15 protein-coding genes and 1 tRNA gene are annotated in these 17,730 nt (G+C 60.4%); 7 read left to right on the top strand and 9 right to left on the bottom strand.

Annotation, left to right across the window (positions count from 1 at the left end; all coding sequences use genetic code 11):
- Nucleotides 1–558 precede the first annotated feature (558 nt).
- The gene (locus tag WX88_RS25565; protein WP_046247272.1) at nucleotides 559–1,791 is read left to right on the top strand and encodes an NADP-dependent isocitrate dehydrogenase; all 1,233 of its coding nucleotides are present in this window, start codon (nucleotides 559–561) and stop codon (nucleotides 1,789–1,791) included.
- Between the two features lie 262 nt (nucleotides 1,792–2,053).
- Complete coding sequence (locus tag WX88_RS25560) at nucleotides 2,054–2,587, top strand: GAF domain-containing protein (protein WP_046247266.1); 534 nt, start codon at nucleotides 2,054–2,056, stop codon at nucleotides 2,585–2,587.
- 139 nt (nucleotides 2,588–2,726) lie between these two features.
- Here WX88_RS25560 and WX88_RS25555 read toward each other — a convergent pair.
- Nucleotides 2,727–2,799 (bottom strand) — tRNA-Gly (locus WX88_RS25555).
- A 99-nt stretch (nucleotides 2,800–2,898) separates the two neighbouring features.
- Here WX88_RS25555 and WX88_RS30575 point away from each other — a divergent pair.
- The 3 genes from WX88_RS30575 to WX88_RS25545 are packed head-to-tail and all read left to right on the top strand — an operon-like array spanning nucleotide 2,899 to nucleotide 4,821.
- Entirely contained in the window at nucleotides 2,899–3,165 is a 267-nt protein-coding gene (locus tag WX88_RS30575) for a hypothetical protein (RefSeq protein WP_156176444.1), read from the top strand.
- Between the two features lie 28 nt (nucleotides 3,166–3,193).
- Nucleotides 3,194–3,739, top strand: coding sequence for a GNAT family N-acetyltransferase (locus WX88_RS25550; protein ID WP_052733113.1), 546 nt, complete (start codon nucleotides 3,194–3,196; stop codon nucleotides 3,737–3,739).
- 17 nt (nucleotides 3,740–3,756) lie between these two features.
- A complete protein-coding gene (locus tag WX88_RS25545) occupies nucleotides 3,757–4,821 on the top strand; it encodes a hypothetical protein (RefSeq protein WP_231590799.1) in 1,065 nt (354 codons plus the stop codon).
- A gap of 219 nt (nucleotides 4,822–5,040) precedes the next feature.
- On the opposite strand, the gene WX88_RS29200 is transcribed toward WX88_RS25545, so the two are convergent.
- The 5 genes from WX88_RS29200 to WX88_RS25525 all read right to left on the bottom strand — a co-directional run bounded on the left by WX88_RS29200 (nucleotide 5,041) and on the right by WX88_RS25525 (nucleotide 11,024).
- Entirely contained in the window at nucleotides 5,041–7,440 is a 2,400-nt protein-coding gene (locus WX88_RS29200; protein WP_046247264.1) for a B12-binding domain-containing radical SAM protein, read from the bottom strand.
- Nucleotides 7,441–7,598: 158 nt separating this feature from the next.
- A complete protein-coding gene (locus tag WX88_RS25535) occupies nucleotides 7,599–9,149 on the bottom strand; it encodes a hypothetical protein (protein WP_046247263.1) in 1,551 nt (516 codons plus the stop codon).
- A 279-nt stretch (nucleotides 9,150–9,428) separates the two neighbouring features.
- Nucleotides 9,429–10,001, bottom strand: a complete 573-nt coding sequence (locus WX88_RS25530) for a helix-turn-helix domain-containing protein (protein WP_052733112.1) — start codon at nucleotides 9,999–10,001, stop codon at nucleotides 9,429–9,431.
- Between the two features lie 5 nt (nucleotides 10,002–10,006).
- Nucleotides 10,007–10,366: a hypothetical protein gene (locus WX88_RS30570; RefSeq protein ID WP_156176442.1), complete on the bottom strand. Its 360-nt coding sequence runs from the start codon at nucleotides 10,364–10,366 to the stop codon at nucleotides 10,007–10,009.
- A gap of 55 nt (nucleotides 10,367–10,421) precedes the next feature.
- Complete coding sequence (locus tag WX88_RS25525; RefSeq protein ID WP_046247262.1) at nucleotides 10,422–11,024, bottom strand: thioredoxin family protein; 603 nt, start codon at nucleotides 11,022–11,024, stop codon at nucleotides 10,422–10,424.
- Nucleotides 11,025–11,182: 158 nt separating this feature from the next.
- On the opposite strand from WX88_RS25525, the gene WX88_RS25520 reads away from it, so the two are divergent.
- Nucleotides 11,183–11,455, top strand: a complete 273-nt coding sequence (locus WX88_RS25520) for a hypothetical protein (protein WP_046247261.1) — start codon at nucleotides 11,183–11,185, stop codon at nucleotides 11,453–11,455.
- 147 nt (nucleotides 11,456–11,602) lie between these two features.
- Here WX88_RS25520 and WX88_RS25515 read toward each other — a convergent pair whose 3' ends face one another.
- The 3 genes from WX88_RS25515 to WX88_RS25505 form a co-directional block, all read right to left on the bottom strand.
- A complete protein-coding gene (locus WX88_RS25515) occupies nucleotides 11,603–12,466 on the bottom strand; it encodes a transporter (RefSeq protein WP_156176441.1) in 864 nt (287 codons plus the stop codon).
- A gap of 76 nt (nucleotides 12,467–12,542) precedes the next feature.
- Nucleotides 12,543–14,978, bottom strand: coding sequence for a TonB-dependent receptor (locus WX88_RS25510; protein WP_231590798.1), 2,436 nt, complete (start codon nucleotides 14,976–14,978; stop codon nucleotides 12,543–12,545).
- A gap of 75 nt (nucleotides 14,979–15,053) precedes the next feature.
- A complete protein-coding gene (locus tag WX88_RS25505; RefSeq protein WP_394331768.1) occupies nucleotides 15,054–16,418 on the bottom strand; it encodes an Nramp family divalent metal transporter in 1,365 nt (454 codons plus the stop codon).
- Between the two features lie 232 nt (nucleotides 16,419–16,650).
- Between WX88_RS25505 and WX88_RS25500 the strand changes: the two genes are divergently transcribed.
- Nucleotides 16,651–17,637 (top strand): cation diffusion facilitator family transporter, encoded by a 987-nt coding sequence (locus WX88_RS25500; RefSeq protein WP_046247259.1) that lies wholly within the window; start codon nucleotides 16,651–16,653, stop codon nucleotides 17,635–17,637.
- Nucleotides 17,638–17,730 lie beyond the last annotated feature (93 nt).

Raw genomic sequence — 17,730 nt, 5'->3', positions numbered from 1 at the left:
ACCCCCTACCAAGGCAGCATCAATACTGCCGAAAAAGAGTATCAGCAGACCTCAAGCCTTAGTCTACTATCTAGCCTAGTGCTATAAATGCAGGCTAGTACAGGCAGTTGAATAGGCGCACAGGTACATCTTCGGGCAGCAAGGTGGCTTATCTTACGACCGGCGATAAAGCTACTTTGGATTAGTATTGAGAAGTTGAACGTCAGACAGCTTTTACTCACCACGTATGGGCTTCCTTCTTGAAGATGAACTCACTTGCGGTGTTTATTGGGGCTTTCTTATCCGGCAAAAGTTACGGCTTCGGTTTTTCTCTCAAGTAGAGCGCCGGAACGCTTTTTTGCTCTATTGTCTCCTGATTACGCTGGGCACTAGAGGTCTTTATCACCCTAAAATCGCTGGGATGTGGAGTTCGGTAAATGAATTTGCCGGTTTTGGGTATCTATTTATGTCCTAGGTCTACTCCATAATATTCGCTACCTGCATTTCCTCCCTTAATATTGGTGTTAGACTGGCAAAGCCAGTATGTGTACCTCCATCAAATACAAATTCGTATTGGAAATGACTAAAATTAGCGTAGCAAACCCCGTAGTAGAGTTGGATGGCGACGAAATGACTCGCATCATTTGGAAATTCATCAAAAACAAATTGATTACTCCATACCTAGAGCTGGACATTAAGTACTTTGACTTGGGGATTGAGTACCGGGATGAGACTAATGACCAAGTTACTATTGATGCTGCTAATGCCATCAAGCAGTATGGGGTCGGCATCAAGTGCGCCACGATTACGCCAGATGAGGAGCGGGTTAAAGAATTTAATTTAAAGCAGATGTGGAAATCGCCGAATGGCACCATCCGCAACATTTTGGATGGCACCGTTTTCCGTGAGCCTATTGTCATGAGCAATGTGCCCCGGCTAGTGCCAAACTGGACGGCCCCTATTTGTATTGGCCGTCATGCTTTTGGTGACCAATACCGGGCCACTGATTTTGTAACCAAGGGCAAGGGCAAGCTTACGATTACTTTCACTCCCGAGGATGGGGGCGCAATACAGTCGTTTGACGTCTTCAACTTCCAGAGTGATGGAGTTGCCTTGGCCATGTATAACACCGATGAATCTATCCGGGGATTTGCCCACGCGTGCTTCAACCAAGCACTGATGAAGGGCTGGCCGCTGTACTTGTCGACTAAGAACACCATCCTCAAAAAGTATGATGGGCGGTTTAAAGACATCTTCCAGGAGATTTATGTACAGGACTACCAAAGCAAGTTCACCGCTGCGGGCATCACCTACGAGCATCGGTTGATTGATGACATGGTGGCGTCGGCCCTGAAATGGTCGGGTAACTTTGTTTGGGCCTGCAAAAACTACGATGGTGATGTGCAAAGCGACACCGTTGCCCAAGGCTTTGGGTCGTTGGGCCTGATGACGTCCACGCTGGTGACGCCGGATGGCACCGTGATGGAAGCTGAAGCGGCACACGGTACTGTGACCCGGCACTACCGCGACCATCAGGCCGGCAAACCGACTTCGACCAACCCTATCGCCTCCATCTTCGCCTGGACCCGGGGGCTGGAGTTTCGGGGGATATTAGATAGTAACCAAGAGCTCATCGACTTCTGCAAGGCACTGGAAACAGTTTGTATCGAAACTGTCGAGAGCGGGAAGATGACCAAGGACCTAGCCGTATGTATTCACGGCAATAAGGTCGAGCACGGTCGGGACTATCTCTACACGGAAGAGTTTTTGGAGGCCCTGAATGAAAACCTGAGGGTTAAGCTAGGAAAATAATAAGCTGCTTCCTGAAATAGTTGAGCAAGCCCATTCGGTTAACCGGATGGGCTTGTCTGTTAGATCTACCAATGAATTACTAGTACTAGCTCATCTTCGGGCCACTTTACTTCATGCGTGACACCCTTTAGTCTACTGAATTGCTTCGATCGTATCAGAAAGGGCTTGTTGACGGAGCGGGTACAATGACTTCATTCAAGAGGCTACCGAAGCCGTAGAGAAGAGAATACTGCCCCTCTCCTCCCCTTTTCACTTGAATTGTATGGCTACAGCTCCCCTCAACGAACTTGCAACGGCACTGACCGATGGCCGCCCGCCCGCCGAACGCCTGCAACGAGCCTTAGACTTGGTCGGTCCGCATCTGCGCGCTGACCGCTGCTTTCTCTATGTGCGCGACCCAACCCAGGGCCGTGGCCGCATTGCCTTCGTCTGGCGCTTGGATGAGGCCGTGCCCGACCCGCGTCACGACTGGCAGGACGACACTGGCGAACTACCGCGCGAGGACCCACTGTTTCGGGCCGCGTTGGCAGCTCAGCCCTCGGTGTATGTGGATGATGTGACCGAAGCAGGGCCCGAAGTGCTCAACCAGGAGTTTGAACGCCGCACCTTTGGGCACCGGGCCTTGGTGCATGCTCACATCACCGAACAGGGACAGCTATGGGGGATTTTGCAGCCCTGCGTCTTTGGCCACCCGCGTCACTGGACCGCGGCTGAACGCGGCTACCTAGAAGCCGCTGTGCCGCTATTGCTACCCGTTGTTCAGGAGTACATGCGCGGGCTTGGGAAGATTCGATAGTGGCTGCTGGCGGCCCTGCTGGGTTGAGCTACACAGTGAGTGAGTCCGGTGCTGGATTGTACTACCTCGGCGTGGGAAGCTGTAGACACCAAAATCGAACAGCCACCCCGATGCAAGTCTGGGTGGCTGTTCGACAATGAGCGAGAAACGAGGTTCGAACTCGCGACCCTCAGCTTGGGAAGCTGATGCTCTACCAACTGAGCTACTCTCGCGGGGTTGTTTGGTGAGGCGAATTTACAGCAAAGAAATGGATTCGCAACCGGGGATAGGCAGTTCTCAACCTGGGGTTTCGCGGCCGCGTATGAAGGTGGATGGCTGCTCCCCTTCCTCCTCCTACTCGGCGTCTAGTTGGCCTGCTGCTCGTATTGAGTGGGGGGCTGTTGGCTTTGGGACTATCGCTAAAAGTGTACGTGAGCGTGTACAGCTGGCGGACAGTCGGCTTGCAGAGTCAGTCAGCGTTGTTGTTATCAGTCAACCTAGTGGGGCTGTTGGCGAGTGGGCTGCTGATGCGCATGGGGCTACGGATGCGACGTGGCATCACTTCCCGACGGAACCCCAACGCCGACGAAATGCTGTAAATAGCGGGCCTTGCTCGACCTTTGCGTTATGTCATCACCCCTGCGCATCTCCCTGGCTAAGGCCAACCCTGTTACCGCCGCCCAATTAGCCGACCTGGGCCGGCGAACATTTCAGGATACTTTCGCCGCAACCAACACAGCGGCGGACATGACAGCTTACCTGAATGAGCATTTTGGCCCGGAAATTCAGCTGGCGGAGCTACAGGACCGCGAAAACACTTTCTTGCTGGCGCATATGCAAGCCGAGCTGGTGGGCTACGCCAAATTGCGCGACAACTCGGCCCTGGGCCTGCGCGAGGGCCAGGACGCGGCGGGCCGTTTGGAGGTTGAGCGCTTGTACGTGCGCGACGACTGGCAGGGAACGGGGCTGGGGGCAGCCTTGATGCGCGGCATTCTGGCTCTGGCCGAACAGCTGCACTGCTCGGCCGTGGTGCTGGGAGTATGGGAGAAGAACGAGCGGGCCCGCGCTTTCTATCAGCGGTTCGGCTTTCGGGAGATTGGCCAGCACGAATTCCGGCTGGGTCAGGATGTGCAGACGGACCTGATTTTGCGCAAAGGCATGGCGGGGCGGTAAACTGGCTACTTTTGGGGATGCCTATGCTTAGATTGATGCGCGTGATGAATGGCCCCGGCAGCCTGGGGCGTGGGAGCTGGTGCCTGGTGGGGCTCGGATTGATGGTAGCGGCCTGCCAACCCCAAGACAAGGACGCTGACACGGCATCACCGCCGCCCGTAGGCCACTACGAGGGCAGCATCAGCGCGGTGGGGCAGCCCGAAATGCGGGCCGCGCTCGACATCCGCCACCCTAGCCCCGGTCATTACGAAGCCGAGCTTACGGTGCCAGCGGCGGGGGCGCTGAGCTTCGTGGCCGATAGTATATACTTCAGCAAAGACCAGCTGCTGCTGAGGCGGCCCGCGCGGGCGAACCAGACCTTAGCGCTGACCCTGGACGGTGATTTCTGGCGGGGCGCCCTCACCCTGGATTCTACGAAAGCCACGACCATCCTGCTGAAGCGCGGAGCCCCGGCGCCCAGCACCTACCGCGTGGAAGAAATACCGCAAACCAATGGCTCGGCCTGGCTTTTTGCGCCTGCTGATACTACTACGCCCGGCGCGGCGCTGGCGCTGCTGCCCGACGCGGCTACGGCGCCCGCCGCCGCGCTGTGGGCCGATGCCCTGGCCCGCGAAGGATTTATTGTGCTGGTGCTGCCGGCCGCCGACTCCGCCACGATCGCAACGGAGGGCCCGCGCTTGCAGGCGGCTTTGCGGCTGCTGAAGGGTACTCCGGGCGCCGATACGGCCAAGGTGGGGGCCTGGGCCGCCGGGACACGGGCGGGGGCGCTGGCGCAGGTGTTAGTGGGGCCCGGCAATTCGCGCGCGGCCTTCCTCATCGCGCAAAATGCCGAGTATGATCTGGCCGGGCGAGCCGCGTTCCAGGCGCTGAAAAAGCGGAAGCTGCCCGTGCTGGGCCTTTATGGCGGCGCGGCGGCGGCCCAGCGGGCAGCGGCCTTGCGCAATGCCTTGGGAGGGCAGCGTGGGACGACCGTACGCACCTATCGCACCGCCAGCCCCGATTTACTTGTTCCTGATGGGCTGAGCCCGCGCTTCGGGCCGGGCCTGCCGGGCGAGGTGGTGGAGTGGCTGCGCAAGCGGTAAGGAGGCTTTACGGGAGCAGCCAGCACGAAGCGGCGGGGCCTGCTGCGCTTGCAAGACCGTCCTGCTGAGCGCCGCCGAAGCATCTCGCTCGGGGCAGTAATCCTTTTTCACGATTGGTTAGTGGTGGCACGCAAGATGCTTCGGCGGCGCTCAGCAGGACGGTCTCTACCCCCGTATGACCGTTCTACTTGAAGCGGCTACGCTTACTCAGGCCCTTCCTTAAATCAACAGCAGGCCTTTTTCGCGGAGGAGCAGCCAAGCGGGGCTTTGCAGGAAGGCTTCGAAGGTCCCCTCCCCTGCCGGGAACGTGGCGGCGGCTTCGCGCAGCGGGACCTTGATGTCGTAGTCGTGGCTGAGTTGGGTGAGGAGCTGGTGCAGCCAGCGCCCGGCGGCTGCGGTGGTTTTCACTTCGAAGTCCTCGGCTTGCTCGTAGCAGGTGAGCACGGCGCGGGGGGCTTTTTTGCCCTGCTCGATGCGGATTTCGGGGGCGTTGCCGAGCCAGAACAGGCGCTGGTTTTGCCGGGCAAAATCGGGCTTCTCGGGGGCTTGCAGGGCCTGCTGCACCAGGTGGCGCGGCGTGGTGGGCCGGGGAGTTTTGAAATCGAACCAGAAGCTCAGGGGCTCATCCAGCGCCACGCCGTGCAGGTAGTTGTAGAGCGACTTGGCCAGGCCGGGGCCGAAGGCTTCGTGGTCGGTGCCGAGGGGGTCGTCGTGCCACAGGTCGTTCCAGGCAAAGCCGGCGGGCTCGGGGCCGATGGCAGCCACTTGGTACTTCGCCGGGTTTTTGCCCACGGGGGAGTGGGCCGTCATCGAAAACCGATGCCAGTAGCCGCTCTGCACCACGCCGGCCGCGAAAAGCTGGCGCACCACTTCCAGTGAATCGACGGTTTCCTGGGCAGTCTGGGTAGGGAAGCCGTACATCAGGTAAGCATGCACCATGATGCCGGCCTGGGTGAAGCCGTCGGCCACGCGGGCCACCTGAGCAATGGTCACGCCCTTCTCCATGAGGGCCAGCAGGCGGTCGGACGCCACTTCCAGGCCACCGCTCACGGCAATGCAGCCCGAGGCGGCCAGCAGGCGGCAGAGGTCGGGCGAGAAGGTTTTCTCGAACCGGATGTTGCCCCACCAGGTGATGGGCACGCGGCGCCGGAGCAGCTCCACGGCCAAGTCGCGCAGGGCCAGGGGCGGCGCGGCTTCGTCCACGAAGTGAAAGCCGGTCTGGCCGGTTTGCTGAATAATCTGCTCGATTCTGTCCACGAGCAGGGTGCTGGGGGCCGTTTCGTAGCGCGAGATGTAATCCAGGGTCACATCGCAGAACGAGCAGCGTTTCCAGTAGCAGCCGTGGGCCACGGTGAGCTTGTTCCAGCGGCCGTCGCTCCACAGGCGGTGCATGGGGTTCAGCACTTCCAGCACCGACAAGTATTCCGTGAGGGGTAAATCGGAATAGTCGGGCGTACCCACTTCGGGGTGCGGCACATCGGGGTACGGGTGGTTGACGTACTCGATGTGCCCCTGGGCATTGCGCAAAAAAGTGCGCTGCAACCCGTTGGCGGGGGCCGCCGAAGCTTCGGCGAGGGTAGTTGAAGCTTCAGCAAGAGTAGTTGAGACTTCGGCGGGGGTCGCCGGAGCTTCAGCGGGGGTCGCTGAGGCCTCAGCGTGCCGGGTTGAAGCTCCAGCGGGGGTAGTTGGAGCACCGGCGCGGGTCGCCGAAGTTTCGGCAAGGGTAGCTGAAGCTTCGGCGGGGCTGCCCGAAGGTGCGGCGCCGGCCGCCCACCGGCTGAGCAGGCGCAGCCAGGGGCCTTCGCCATCGTCGAGGGTCAGGAAGTCGATGTAATCGAAAAAGCGGGGCTCGCGGATGTCGCGCAGCTCGGTGTTGGGGTAGCCGCCACCCATGATGGTCCAGGTGGCGGGGCTTGTTTGCTTGATGCGCTGGGCCAGCCGCAGCGCTCCGTAGAGGTTGCCGGGGAAGGGCACGGTAAAGCCGACGATATCGGGGTTTGCGCGCGCCAGCAGCGTGTCCAGCTCCTCCAGCAGCAGCCGGTCGAGCAGGCCGGGGGGGGCTTGCAGGGCCTCGTGCAGGGGCTCGAAGCTGGTGGCCGAGAGGGCCAGCTTTTCGGCGTAGCGCGAGAAGCCAAAGTGCGGCCCCACGGTTTCCTTGATGAGGTCGGCGAGGTCTTCGAGGTAGAGCGTGGCCAGGTGCCGGGCCTGGTCGGTGAGGCCCATGGTGCCGAAGGCGGTTTCCAGGTCGGCCACGTTGTCGAAACGGCTGGCCTCGGGCAGAAAGCGGCCGTGGCAGATGCGCGGGGCCAGGGTCAGGTCCTTGTTTTGGAGGAAACGGATGACCGGCCCAATCGTGGCCAGGTAGCGGTGTTGCAGGCGCAGCATGCGCCGAGCATTGTCGCTCAGCTCGAAGCCGCCAGCCGCAATTTCGGCGAAAACCCGCTTCAGCCCCGCCACCGAAAACAGCCGCAGCACCAGCTGCAAGCCCATATCGGCCTGCGTCACGGCGTAGCCGCGCCCCCCCAAAAAGCCCTTGATGTAGGCCGTGGCCGGGTACGGGGTGTTGAGCTGCGTGAGCGGCGGCGTAAGCAGCAGGATGCGGGGCGAGGCAGTAGGCACGGCAGCAAGTAACCCAGCAGGAGGCGCCGGGGTTCATTTCCCGCAAAGGTCGGCACGGCAGAGCAGTAGCACAGCCGTGTAGCATCTATCTAACTATACGGTCATGCTTCGCTGCGCTCTGCATGACCGTATAGTTAGATAGATGCTACACGGCTGTGCTACATTTTCATGCTCATCCAGGGGGCATTGAGGCGCACGTATACCGAGGCCGACAGCGGCATCTTGCCATACAAACCCTTCAGCAGCTCATCGGGGACGTAGCCGGTCAGCTGGCCGCCCACGTGCACCTCCGGCCCCCGGAAATCATCGCCGGTGAGGCGGTAGCTGGCCCCGAGCGTGAGGGCATGAACGTTGAACACCGGGTAGAGGCGGTTCTGGTCGGCATCGCGCAGCTCCAGGCCCAGTTCCTCCTCGTCTTTCTGCACAAACTCGTAGCGGCCGTAGAACGTGGGCCGGCCCAGGGTGAGGTTGGTTTCGGCCAGCACGGCGTGCTCGGCATGGGCGCCGTGGCCCTCGTTCATGCCCCACACCAGGGCCGAGGCCAGGTAGCGCCGGGGCCCCCAGGTGCGGCTGTGCAGCACCGAGGCCGTGGTGCGGGTCACGTCTTCGTCGGCGTGCAGGGCTTCGGGGCTTTTGATGAAGGCGCGGCTGGCTTGCAGGGCCAGGCTGCTGGTGGGGTTCCAGTTGAGGCGCGCCGCCCAGGAATCGGCGCGGGGCCGGTCGAAATCGTAGCGGTGCTCATCGGGCTCACGGCCGGTGAAGTTGCTGCCTTCGAGCTTGAACTGCTTGTAGCGCAGCCCCAGCGTGGCCACCCCGAAGGTAATGTGCGTAGCATCGGTCCAGTGGTGCGAGAGGGGCGCGTCGGGGTTGGGCATGGCCGAAATGCGGTGCATAAACGCCACCGGCCCGATGGCCGGCTCCCCGGGGTAGCCCAGGTAGAGGCTCAGGTCCACATCCGGGCTGAAGGCGTGGGTGTAGCCCACCGTCAAGCCCGAAACCAGGTCGTGCGGGTGCTGGCGGTCAATCAGCGGCCGGTTTCGGTACGACTCCCCGGTTTGAAACAGCAGCGGGTAGCCCCCATTGGTTTCGGTGAGCGGGTCGAGCGACACCATCAGGCTCAGGTTGAGCAGCCCCCGGGCGCCCACTTCCCGCTGCGCCATCACCATCCCCCAGTTCGGCCCGTCGATGGTGCGGTCGCGGCCCCGCCCATTGGCGTTGTTGAAGTTCTGGCTAGTGTAGCGGCCGAAGACGGCACTGTGGTACATCAGCATCCAGGGCCCTTGGTGCTGCATCCACATGTACAGGGGCGTCTGGTCGGGGTGCCAGCTGGTGCCCGAGCCGTTGCGGCTCATCGGCAGCCGGCGCGAGAAGGCGTGGCTCATGCCCGGCATGGCCATGGTGCTATCGTGGGCCATGCCGGGCATCGCGTGGTCGTGCGCCGGCGTACTCACGCTATCCATCCCGCCCGGGTGGCCGGCTTTCAGGTGCTCCATTGCATGCGAGGGCGCCGGCCGCCGGCTGGTGTCGGCGGGCAGTGTCGGCTGCGGCGTGGCTGCCCCGGTCCGGGCAGGGGCCGGACGGGCTTTCACTGGCGCTTTTTTCGGCGGCATGGGCATGGCCATATCCATGTGCTCGTGCGACTGCGCTACGGCCGACAGCAGGGGCATTACAGCCAGCACCGTCACCCAAAACAGAATCCTTGTAAACATCGTCTTACTGAAGTAGTGGTACAGTAGCCTAAACGCCTTCTGCCCCCGCCCCCGTGCCCGCTAGTTGGTCATCATTTAGCTTAAAGCGTACAGATTCCGGGGCCCGCGCTGTAGCGCCGACGCGGTAGTCCGCGTCCCCGCATCGTTCGGCTATCGTTTGCAGGCGCGGACTACCGCGTCCGCGCCACACCCCGTGCTACCCATCAAAAGCCCACCAAAAAAGGCGGCTCCCGAACCGGAAGCCGCCTTTTTCAGCAGGTATAAGAAGGCCGAAACCAGCTACGCCAATGCGTCGAGCGACACCCGCTCGGGCACCATCAGCCGGCGGAATTCGCTCACCGAGTAGCCCGTCACCTGGCGGAACTGATTGCTCAGGTGCTGGCCCGAGCTATACCGCATCTGGTCGGCAATCTGGTTCAGGGTAAGCTCGCCGTAGCTGAGCATCTCCTTCACCCGCTCAATCTTCAGGCGGATGAGGTACTTCTCGATGGTGAGATGAGCGGTGCGCGAAAACACCTTGCTCAGGTGTGAGTACGTGGCCGCAAAACGGTCAGTAAGAAACGCCGACGTAGTGAGTGGCGAGCGGGCCGTGCGCAGGTGTTCGAGGTAGTCGGCCAGCACGGTCTTGATTTGCTCAGTAAGCTGCTCGGCCCGGCCGCGCAGCAGCTCAAAACCGGCGGCATGCAGCAGCGGAGCCACGGCTTCGGGGTCGGCGGGGGTAGCTTCGTCGAGCTCAGCCACGCCTAGAGTCACGGCTTTGGGCCGGTACCCGGCCCGCTCCAACAGGTTGTGTACGGCTTCTACGCACCGGGGGCACACCATGTTTTTGATATGCAGTAGGTTAGTTTTCAAGGTATTTAACGTGTTTCGGGCCGCCGTGAGGAGGCCGGTGGAGAATAAGAACGAGCCGCTGCTGAACCAGCCGCAGCCCGGCGCGGACGCGGGGCGGGTGTGGCCACCTCCGCCCAGCCTGCCCCGAACCAGTGGCTGGTAGCCCAGGTCACGAATGGCACAACGACCAGGAACGTAACCGACAACAGCCAGAATAATACGAGAAAGGCGGGAAAAAGTCGACCAAAGAAGTGGTCACTCGCTCCGAACAAATAACTTACTAACATTAGTGCCAATACCAGACTCACGCCAGCCAGCACGCCCACCCGCCGCCAGGGCCAGGCGGCAACGTGTTTCTGGAGGCGACGACGCAATGGTAGAAGCATGATTTAGCGAATTGAGGAAGTGAAAATAACAGAAATTTTGGATTAAAGCACTTTCTTAGCTCAGTAGCCCCAGCAATTCCTGCTGCACTGCCTCGCCGTTGTCAGCCTCGTACCAGGCATTCATTGTCTTCACTATTTGGTTCGTATGCAAGGATTTGTCGGCATGCAGCTGGTGCGATAGTACCTGTGCGTGCGCCGGGCGTGGCCCCCAATCACCCAAATCAGCCCCCGTAGTTGCATCGCGCCGAATAAGCTTGGGAATGCTGTTGCTGCCGTTGGTTTGATGAGCGGCCATCAGCTCGGGGTGGTCGGAGCGGAGCAGCACGTGCAGCCGGATGGTGCCGTTGCTTTCTTCAGCCAAGCGTGCCAGAATAGGCAGCGTGTGGGCCGTGTCGCCACACCAGGCCTCGCCCAGCACCAGCCAGTGCTCGGGCCGGGGCAGGTGGCGGAGTTTCTCAACCAGCGCGGGCAGCAGCGGCACGGCAAACGCCCGGTCGAGGTGGGCCTGATTTTGCTCAGTGAAGCGAATGAAAGCCGGATTTTGATCGGGGCCACTGGTGCGGTGCTCGGCCACCAGCGTGCCCACCAGGGCCCGGAACTGGGCATACGTATGGGCCGGAGCAGGCACAATGGCCGGTGAAGGAATCGGGTTGGACATCAAGGCAAAAGTGAAGGTGGCCGGGGCGGCACGCAACCTAACGGGCGCGCCTATCGGTACAACCGTACCCGGGCCTCATGGTTCGGGTTGCGATGCGGCAAGTTATTTTTCTACCTTGCAGTGTCGCTCATTTTCAACTCCCTCACCTACGCTGTTTCATGCTGCTGAAAAACTTCCTCCGCCCCTTCGCCGTGGCCTGTGCCATCACCGCCACGTTTAGCGCCTGCAGCTCGGGCACCGAAAAGGGCGACACCAATGTTGAGCGCGGCTACACCAAAAAAGGCCCCGCCGCCACCCAAGACGGGGTTGCCGACGGCGACTCCGCCACTGCGGGCCTCGCCCGCGATACCATACACCATACTACCGGCAAAGAGCTTTACAAAGCCGCCGGCGACGCCAAAGACCGCAACCACGACGGCATTGCCGATTAAGCTTCCGCCCGCTGTTTTTGCCATGCAAAAGGCCCTCACCACCAACTGTGTGGGCCTTTTGCATGGGCAAACCGCGAGGAATCAGCAGGTAAAACAGGCGACTGTCAGACCTCTGCCGGGATGATGCAGGAAATTAATGGTCTGCACTCAGCGGCGTAGCGTAAGCCCCACGAAGTACTCGTGGTTGGTCTGCCGGTTCAGCGCCAGATGGGTGCCGGCATCCAATTGAACATTTTCAGTCAGCTTCAGAATCGGTGCGATGTTGGCCGAGACTTCCCAGCGGCGTTGCAGGGTGTTCCACTGGGCTACGCCTTCGGCTACCAGTCCTATCTTTTTGGTGAAATCGTACTCCAAGGCTACCGAGGGCATCATGTGCACGAAGCGGCGGTCTTGCTCCCGGTCGTAATTGAGAGCGGTTTCGATTTGGGCTTCCAGATTAGTTTTTTCGCTCAACTCGATGTCAATAGGCAGCACAAGGCCATATTCGACAGCCCCATCCCCTACTGCTCCGCCGCTGGGCAGTTGTACGTAGCCAATAACGGCCACGGCCAGGGAGCCGTCCTGGTCATCCCCCAGGAAGTTGTGCTTCACGCGCAGCGTCACGTCGCCAAAGCCGGCGTTACGCTCCTCCCACTCCTTAGCACCAGCAGGCCGCTGCTTGGCCACGCTGTAGAGCGGCATTTCGAGTTGCAGGTCGGTGCGGCGGCTCAGGCCCAGCTTCAACATGGAGGAGGCCACGTGCCATTCACGGTCCTGCTTTGCTTTACCCGAACCGCTGTTGATTAGCCGCAAGGCATCTATTTCCAGCTGCACATGGCCGGCATCCACCGTAAAAGGGCTTTCGGTGACACCGGGGCGGTCGGGTTGCAATTCGCGCAGGCGGTTGCGCGGCACCGGCTTGCGCCAGCTGAAGTGGGCCGAATCATAAGGCGAAGGTGGTTTGGGCGCGTCCTGGGCTCGGCCCAGCAGGGGCAGCAGGCACAAGAGCAGCATAGCGAAAAGCTGTTTCATAGCGGCTTCTACGCGCCCTCCGTATTTTTCGCCGCCGCAATGCCAGGCCACTTTGCGCCCCCAAAGCCCGCTTACGCTAAAATGGCACCACCACTTTCACCCCAATGTTGCGGCCGGGATTGTAGATGCCGGTACGGCCGTTGGGGCTGGCCGTGTAGTATTCAAAATACTTCAGGCGGTTCAGGTGGGCTTGGTAGGCCGTATCGAACACGTTGTCGACCTGCACGACGAGCTGCGCCACCGGCCGGCCGGCGCGGCTGGTCCAGGTAGTGCCGGCGCCCAGGCCCAGCAGCGCGTAGCCAGGCGTCGCCGTTTCGGTATTATCAAGGGCGTAGAAGCGGGTCTGGCGGGTACTGCCATCCACAGTGGCCCGCAAGTAGGTACCCGTGAAGCGCCCCCGGCCAGCGGGCACCGTCACCCGGACTTCGGAACGCCCGCGCGGGGGCGGAATCAGGGGGAGGTAGCGGGCGGCTGTTCCCTGCTGTTCTACCAGTGCCGCATTGGCATTTTGGCCATTCACCAAGGCCACGCTGGTATTCCAGGCGAGCCACGGCAAGGCCGCCGGACGCAGATTCAAGCTAGCTTCCACGCCAAAAAGGCGGGCGGCGGACTGCTGAAACTGGTACGTGGTATTGCCCGGCACCACAATGACCGGCTGCCCCGCCGCATCGAGCAGGCGGGCCTGGTAGATAAAATTTTGCACGTAGTTATGAAATACCTCCAGGCTGGCATCGAGGGTGCCCTGATGCCACAGTACGCCCACGTCCTGCTGCCAGCTAAACTCGGGCTGGAAGTCGCGGTTGCCCAGGTACACGATGCGTGCCCCAGGGTCGAGGCCGTTGGAGCCGATTTCGGGAATGTTGGGAGCCCGGTAGCCGCGGGCCAGATTGGCCCGTAACGTTAGCTGCTCGGTGGCCGCATAGCTGCCCCCCACGCTGGCCGACACGCCCTGGTAGCGCCGCCGAAACGCTGGAAACTGGAGCGTGGTGCCCGGGGTGTCCGGCCCGGCGGCGGCATCGAAGCCAGTAGCGAGGTTGGGGGCCACATAGAAGTCGCGCCAATTCACGAGCCGCGTATCGTAGCGCAAGCCTCCACTCAGCTCTACCTTGCCCAGCGGCTTTTTCAGGAGCAGAAATCCACCCGCGTCCAGCAAGTCGTAGTCGGGAATGGGGAAGTCAGTAGCGGCCTGATGGCGGTTCACTTGCCCCAGGCCGTTGCTGCCCACGCTTATCTCCAGGCCATTCCACCCCGGCAGATGGTAGCGCACATCGTAGGTGTAGGTGGTCAGGCGCAGGGCCAGCCCAGGCTGAGTTGGTACAGTGGGATGGTTAAATTCCTCCCGGTTATTCTGCTGAGCCCCGAGCAACAGATGCAGCTCTCCCCCACCCAGGTGCAGCTGCGTTTTGGTGAACACCCGGTAGTGCCGAATGCGCTGATGCAAGGGACTGATGGTGTAGGAATCCAATTCTTTATCGGTTACCAGCGGCCGGTTCTTGATATCGTCGAGCCCCGTTTCAGCTACCTGCCGGGTGAAGCGGCGGCTAAGTGAGTCGCGGCTGCCATCTGGGATTTCTTGCTGGTTGTCGTAGAGCGTAAGGTACCAGTGGGAACTGCCCCAGGCCTTGCTCACGCCCGCCATACCAGTCAGCGTTAGCTCCCGGAAGCCGGTATTGTATACCAAACCATCCACGCGGTTGCGGTAGTCGCGGGCCAGGCGGTGGCTGGCCCGGAAGCTGCTTTGAAAGCCATTCTTCTGATAGTTCATTCCCAGCGAATTACCAATCAAGCCGTTGTTGGATTGATATTCCGTGAGCGCTTCGCCACCCAGGCGGCCTTCGGGGCCGCTGGGCAGCGCGGGCAGCAGGTTCACCACTCCAGCCACGGCATCGGAGCCGTAGAGCAGGCTGGCCGGGCCTTTCACCACTTCCACCCGTTCAATGTCGTAGCCGTCTACCTCCACGCCGTGCTCGTCACCCCACTGCTGCCCCTCCTGGCGCAGGCCGTTGTAGAGAGTGAGCACCCGGTTGTAGCCTAGCCCTCGAATGAAGGGCTTCGACACATTAGGCCCGGTTGTCACGGCACTCAGGCCCGGAATACCCCGCACGGCCGCATCAATAACATTGGTGTTTGCATTCAGGGTGATGTCGCGGCGGCTCAGAGTCGCAATAGGCACGGGGCTGCGCCGGATTTCGGTGGCACGCGACACGCCCGTAACCACCACCTCATTGAGGGCGGCAGGCGTGGCGGCCAGCGTAAACGGCACCTCCAACACCTGGCCAGCTACGAGTGTCACTTCCCGGGTAGTGGTGGCATAGCCCACAGCGCTGACTACTATTCGCAATGGCCCAGCGGGCACGTCGGGCACCTGAAAGGCACCATTTGCGTCGGCTGTCGCACCTAATCCGGCAGCCGGCAGCCCCACACTGGCATAAGGCAATGGCCGGCGCTGCTCGTCGCGCACGGTCCCGCTGAGCGTAGCGGTCTGGGCCAGCAACAAGCGCGGCAATATCATCAATAGTATAAATAATCTCCTCATATTCTTTTACTCCTAAAAGGCCTATTATCTCTCTGCTTCCAGAAAAAATTATTATTGCCCAACCGCAGTTTGCCAGAGCAAATACATGTTCAGCGCGATAATGACGGCTGATATCGACCATGCCAGCATGCGCACTACTGGCCGATTCACAAACACGCCCATTTTGGCTTTGCTGCTGGTGAAAAGCACCAATGGCACTACCGCGAAGCTGAGCTGCATAGACAGAATCACCTGGCTGAACACCAACAGTTTTTCGGTCCCGCTTTCGCCGTACACAATGGCAACTACCAGCGCCGGCACCACGGCCACCAGCCGCGTAATCAGGCGCCGCGCCCACGGTTTGAGCTTCAAGTCAAGAAACCCTTCCATCACAATCTGGCCCGCCAGCGTGCCAGTAAGGGTCGAGTTCTGGCCCGAAGCTAGCAGCGCCACTGCAAATAGCACACTGGCCGCACCCGCGCCCAGCGCCGGCGCCAGCAGCTTGTAGGCATCCTGGATTTTGCCCACCTCGTGCATGCCGTTGTGATGGAAGGCGGCAGCGGCCAGAATCAGGATAGCGGCATTCACGAAAAACGCCAGAAACAGCGCCACCGTCGAATCGATGGTGGCAAACTTTATAGCCATGCGCTTGCCACTCTCAGTCTGCTCAATAGCCCGTGTTTGCACGATGCTAGAGTGCAGGTAGAGGTTGTGGGGCATCACTGTAGCGCCCAAAATGCCAATGGCCACGTACAGCATGCCAGGATTGGTGACCACCTGTGGCTGCGGCACTAGGCCGTGCGCTAAGGCCAGCCAGTCGGGCCGCGAGGCAATGATTTCGTACACAAAGCAGCCGAAAATCAGCACTGTCAGGCCCGCCACAATGCTCTCGATGATGCGAAAGCCTCTTTTCTGAAAGAACAATACTACCAGCACATCCAGCGTAGTCAACACCACGCCCCAGGCCAGCGGCAGCCCAAAGAGCAGGTTCAGGGCAATGGCCGAGCCAATGACTTCAGCCAAGTCGCAGGCAGCAATGGCCACTTCGCACAGGAACCACAACATCAGGCTCACAGGCCGCGAGTAATGGTCGCGGCAGGCCTGTGCCAAGTCTCGCCCCGTCACGATGCCCAGCTTGGCCGCCAAATGCTGCAAGAGCATGGCAAACAAATTGGAAATCAATATGACCGAGAGTAGTGTGTACCCGAAGCGCGACCCACCAGCCAAGTCAGTGGCCCAGTTCCCGGGGTCCATGTACCCCACGGCTACCAGCAGGCCCGGTCCCCAGAACGCCATCAATTTGCGCCAGAATGAAGCATTGGCACCCGGCACCTTAATGCTGGCGTATACTTCGCTCAAGGAATTGCCGCGGCGGGCATGCCGCCAGCCGGCTTCAGGCGCAGGTAAGTTATTTTCAGTCAGAATAGAAGGCGGCACGTTGATAAGGAATGTTAAAGCAAAAGTAGTCGCTTTTTAGGTTAACCTAAAAATATTTTTCGACCGCCTTAAATACAGGATAATTCGAAAAAATGTTTCGCTTCCTCTGGGGATTTCATCTGATAGGGGAGGATGTTCTTCATTACGGTCGACAAAACTGGCGGCATTGACTGCTTCAGGCTCGGTCATCCTTGCCGCCGGTGCCCGACCTTTGCCCTGAAATCCGCTTTGCATGACGCCGACCCAAATCAAACGCCGCCTCGGCCTGCTCTCGCTTATTGTGAGTGCCGGGCTGGTGGCCATTAAGTTCTATGCCTACTACCTCACCCGCTCGCAGGCCGTCCTGACCGACGCGCTGGAGAGCATTATTAATGTCTTTACCAGCGGGTTTGCGCTATATAGTCTCTACCTGGCCGGCCTGCCTAAAGATGAGAATCATCCTTACGGCCACGGCAAAATTGAGTACTTGTCCATCGGATTTGAAGGGGCGCTGATATTCATTGCCGGCGCCTTCATTCTCTATGGTGCCACGAAAGGCCTGCTGCACCCCCACCCCGTGGCCCGCCCAGATTGGGGCGTGCTACTGCTGGCCAGCACCGCCGTAGTAAACCTGGGCGTAGGCCTGCTGCTGGTGCGCACCGGCAAACGCCTGAAATCGGTGGCGCTGGTGGGCGACGGACAGCATCTCTACATTGATGCCCTTACGTCTATCGTGTCATCGGCCGCCTTGGTCTTAGTGGCCGCTACTGGCGTAGTACGCTTCGACTCTGGGGCGGCCCTGCTATTGGGCGGCTTCATTCTGGTGAATGGCGGGCGCATGCTCCGTCGCTCCGTTTCGGGCCTAATGGACGAAACTGATACGGCCATCGTAACCGAGGTCATTGCTGAGCTTCAGGCCCAACGCCGCGCTCCCTGGATTGACGTACACAACCTGCGCGTGCAACGCTATGGCGCCAACCTCCACATCGACTGCCACATGCAGATGCCCTACTACTTCACCCTGGAGCAAGTGCACACGCAACTTCACGAAATTGAGGAGCTTATTCGGGCTCGCTTTGCGGTGGAAGTGGAGATGTTTGTGCACGCCGACCCCTGCACGTTTGCGGCCTGCTCCCTATGCCTCATGCCCGACTGCCCCGTGCGCCAGCACCCGTTTCAGCACGAAATGGCCTGGAACCTGCGCAATGCCGTGCGGAATGAGCGCCACCAATTAGGATGACGGGCGGGTATGAGGCAGCATTACGAGACAAAAGAATCTAACTCGCGCCTAAGTAGTCAGGCAAAAGTAATGCGGTAGTCTGTGGTGCCGATT

This window comes from Hymenobacter terrenus (assembly GCF_000972495.1).
Lineage (GTDB): Bacteria > Bacteroidota > Bacteroidia > Cytophagales > Hymenobacteraceae > Hymenobacter > Hymenobacter terrenus.
Note: the sequence above shows the minus strand (reverse complement) of the source record. Positions and strands in the feature narration are given on the sequence as shown.

Excerpts from the sequence above, each read along its gene's own strand:
- WX88_RS25510 (WP_231590798.1), bottom strand. The coding sequence starts at position 14,978 with ATGATATTGCCGCGCTTGTTGCTGGCCCAGACCGCTACGCTCAGCGGG.
- WX88_RS25520 (WP_046247261.1), top strand. The coding sequence starts at position 11,183 with ATGCTGCTGAAAAACTTCCTCCGCCCCTTCGCCGTGGCCTGTGCCATC.
- WX88_RS30575 (WP_156176444.1), top strand. The coding sequence starts at position 2,899 with ATGGCTGCTCCCCTTCCTCCTCCTACTCGGCGTCTAGTTGGCCTGCTG.
- WX88_RS25500 (WP_046247259.1), top strand. The coding sequence starts at position 16,651 with ATGACGCCGACCCAAATCAAACGCCGCCTCGGCCTGCTCTCGCTTATT.
- WX88_RS25525 (WP_046247262.1), bottom strand. The coding sequence starts at position 11,024 with ATGTCCAACCCGATTCCTTCACCGGCCATTGTGCCTGCTCCGGCCCAT.
- WX88_RS25550 (WP_052733113.1), top strand. The coding sequence starts at position 3,194 with ATGTCATCACCCCTGCGCATCTCCCTGGCTAAGGCCAACCCTGTTACC.
- WX88_RS25565 (WP_046247272.1), top strand. The coding sequence starts at position 559 with ATGACTAAAATTAGCGTAGCAAACCCCGTAGTAGAGTTGGATGGCGAC.
- WX88_RS25535 (WP_046247263.1), bottom strand. The coding sequence starts at position 9,149 with ATGTTTACAAGGATTCTGTTTTGGGTGACGGTGCTGGCTGTAATGCCC.
- WX88_RS30570 (WP_156176442.1), bottom strand. The coding sequence starts at position 10,366 with ATGCTTCTACCATTGCGTCGTCGCCTCCAGAAACACGTTGCCGCCTGG.
- WX88_RS25545 (WP_231590799.1), top strand. The coding sequence starts at position 3,757 with ATGCCTATGCTTAGATTGATGCGCGTGATGAATGGCCCCGGCAGCCTG.
- WX88_RS25560 (WP_046247266.1), top strand. The coding sequence starts at position 2,054 with ATGGCTACAGCTCCCCTCAACGAACTTGCAACGGCACTGACCGATGGC.
- WX88_RS25515 (WP_156176441.1), bottom strand. The coding sequence starts at position 12,466 with ATGAAACAGCTTTTCGCTATGCTGCTCTTGTGCCTGCTGCCCCTGCTG.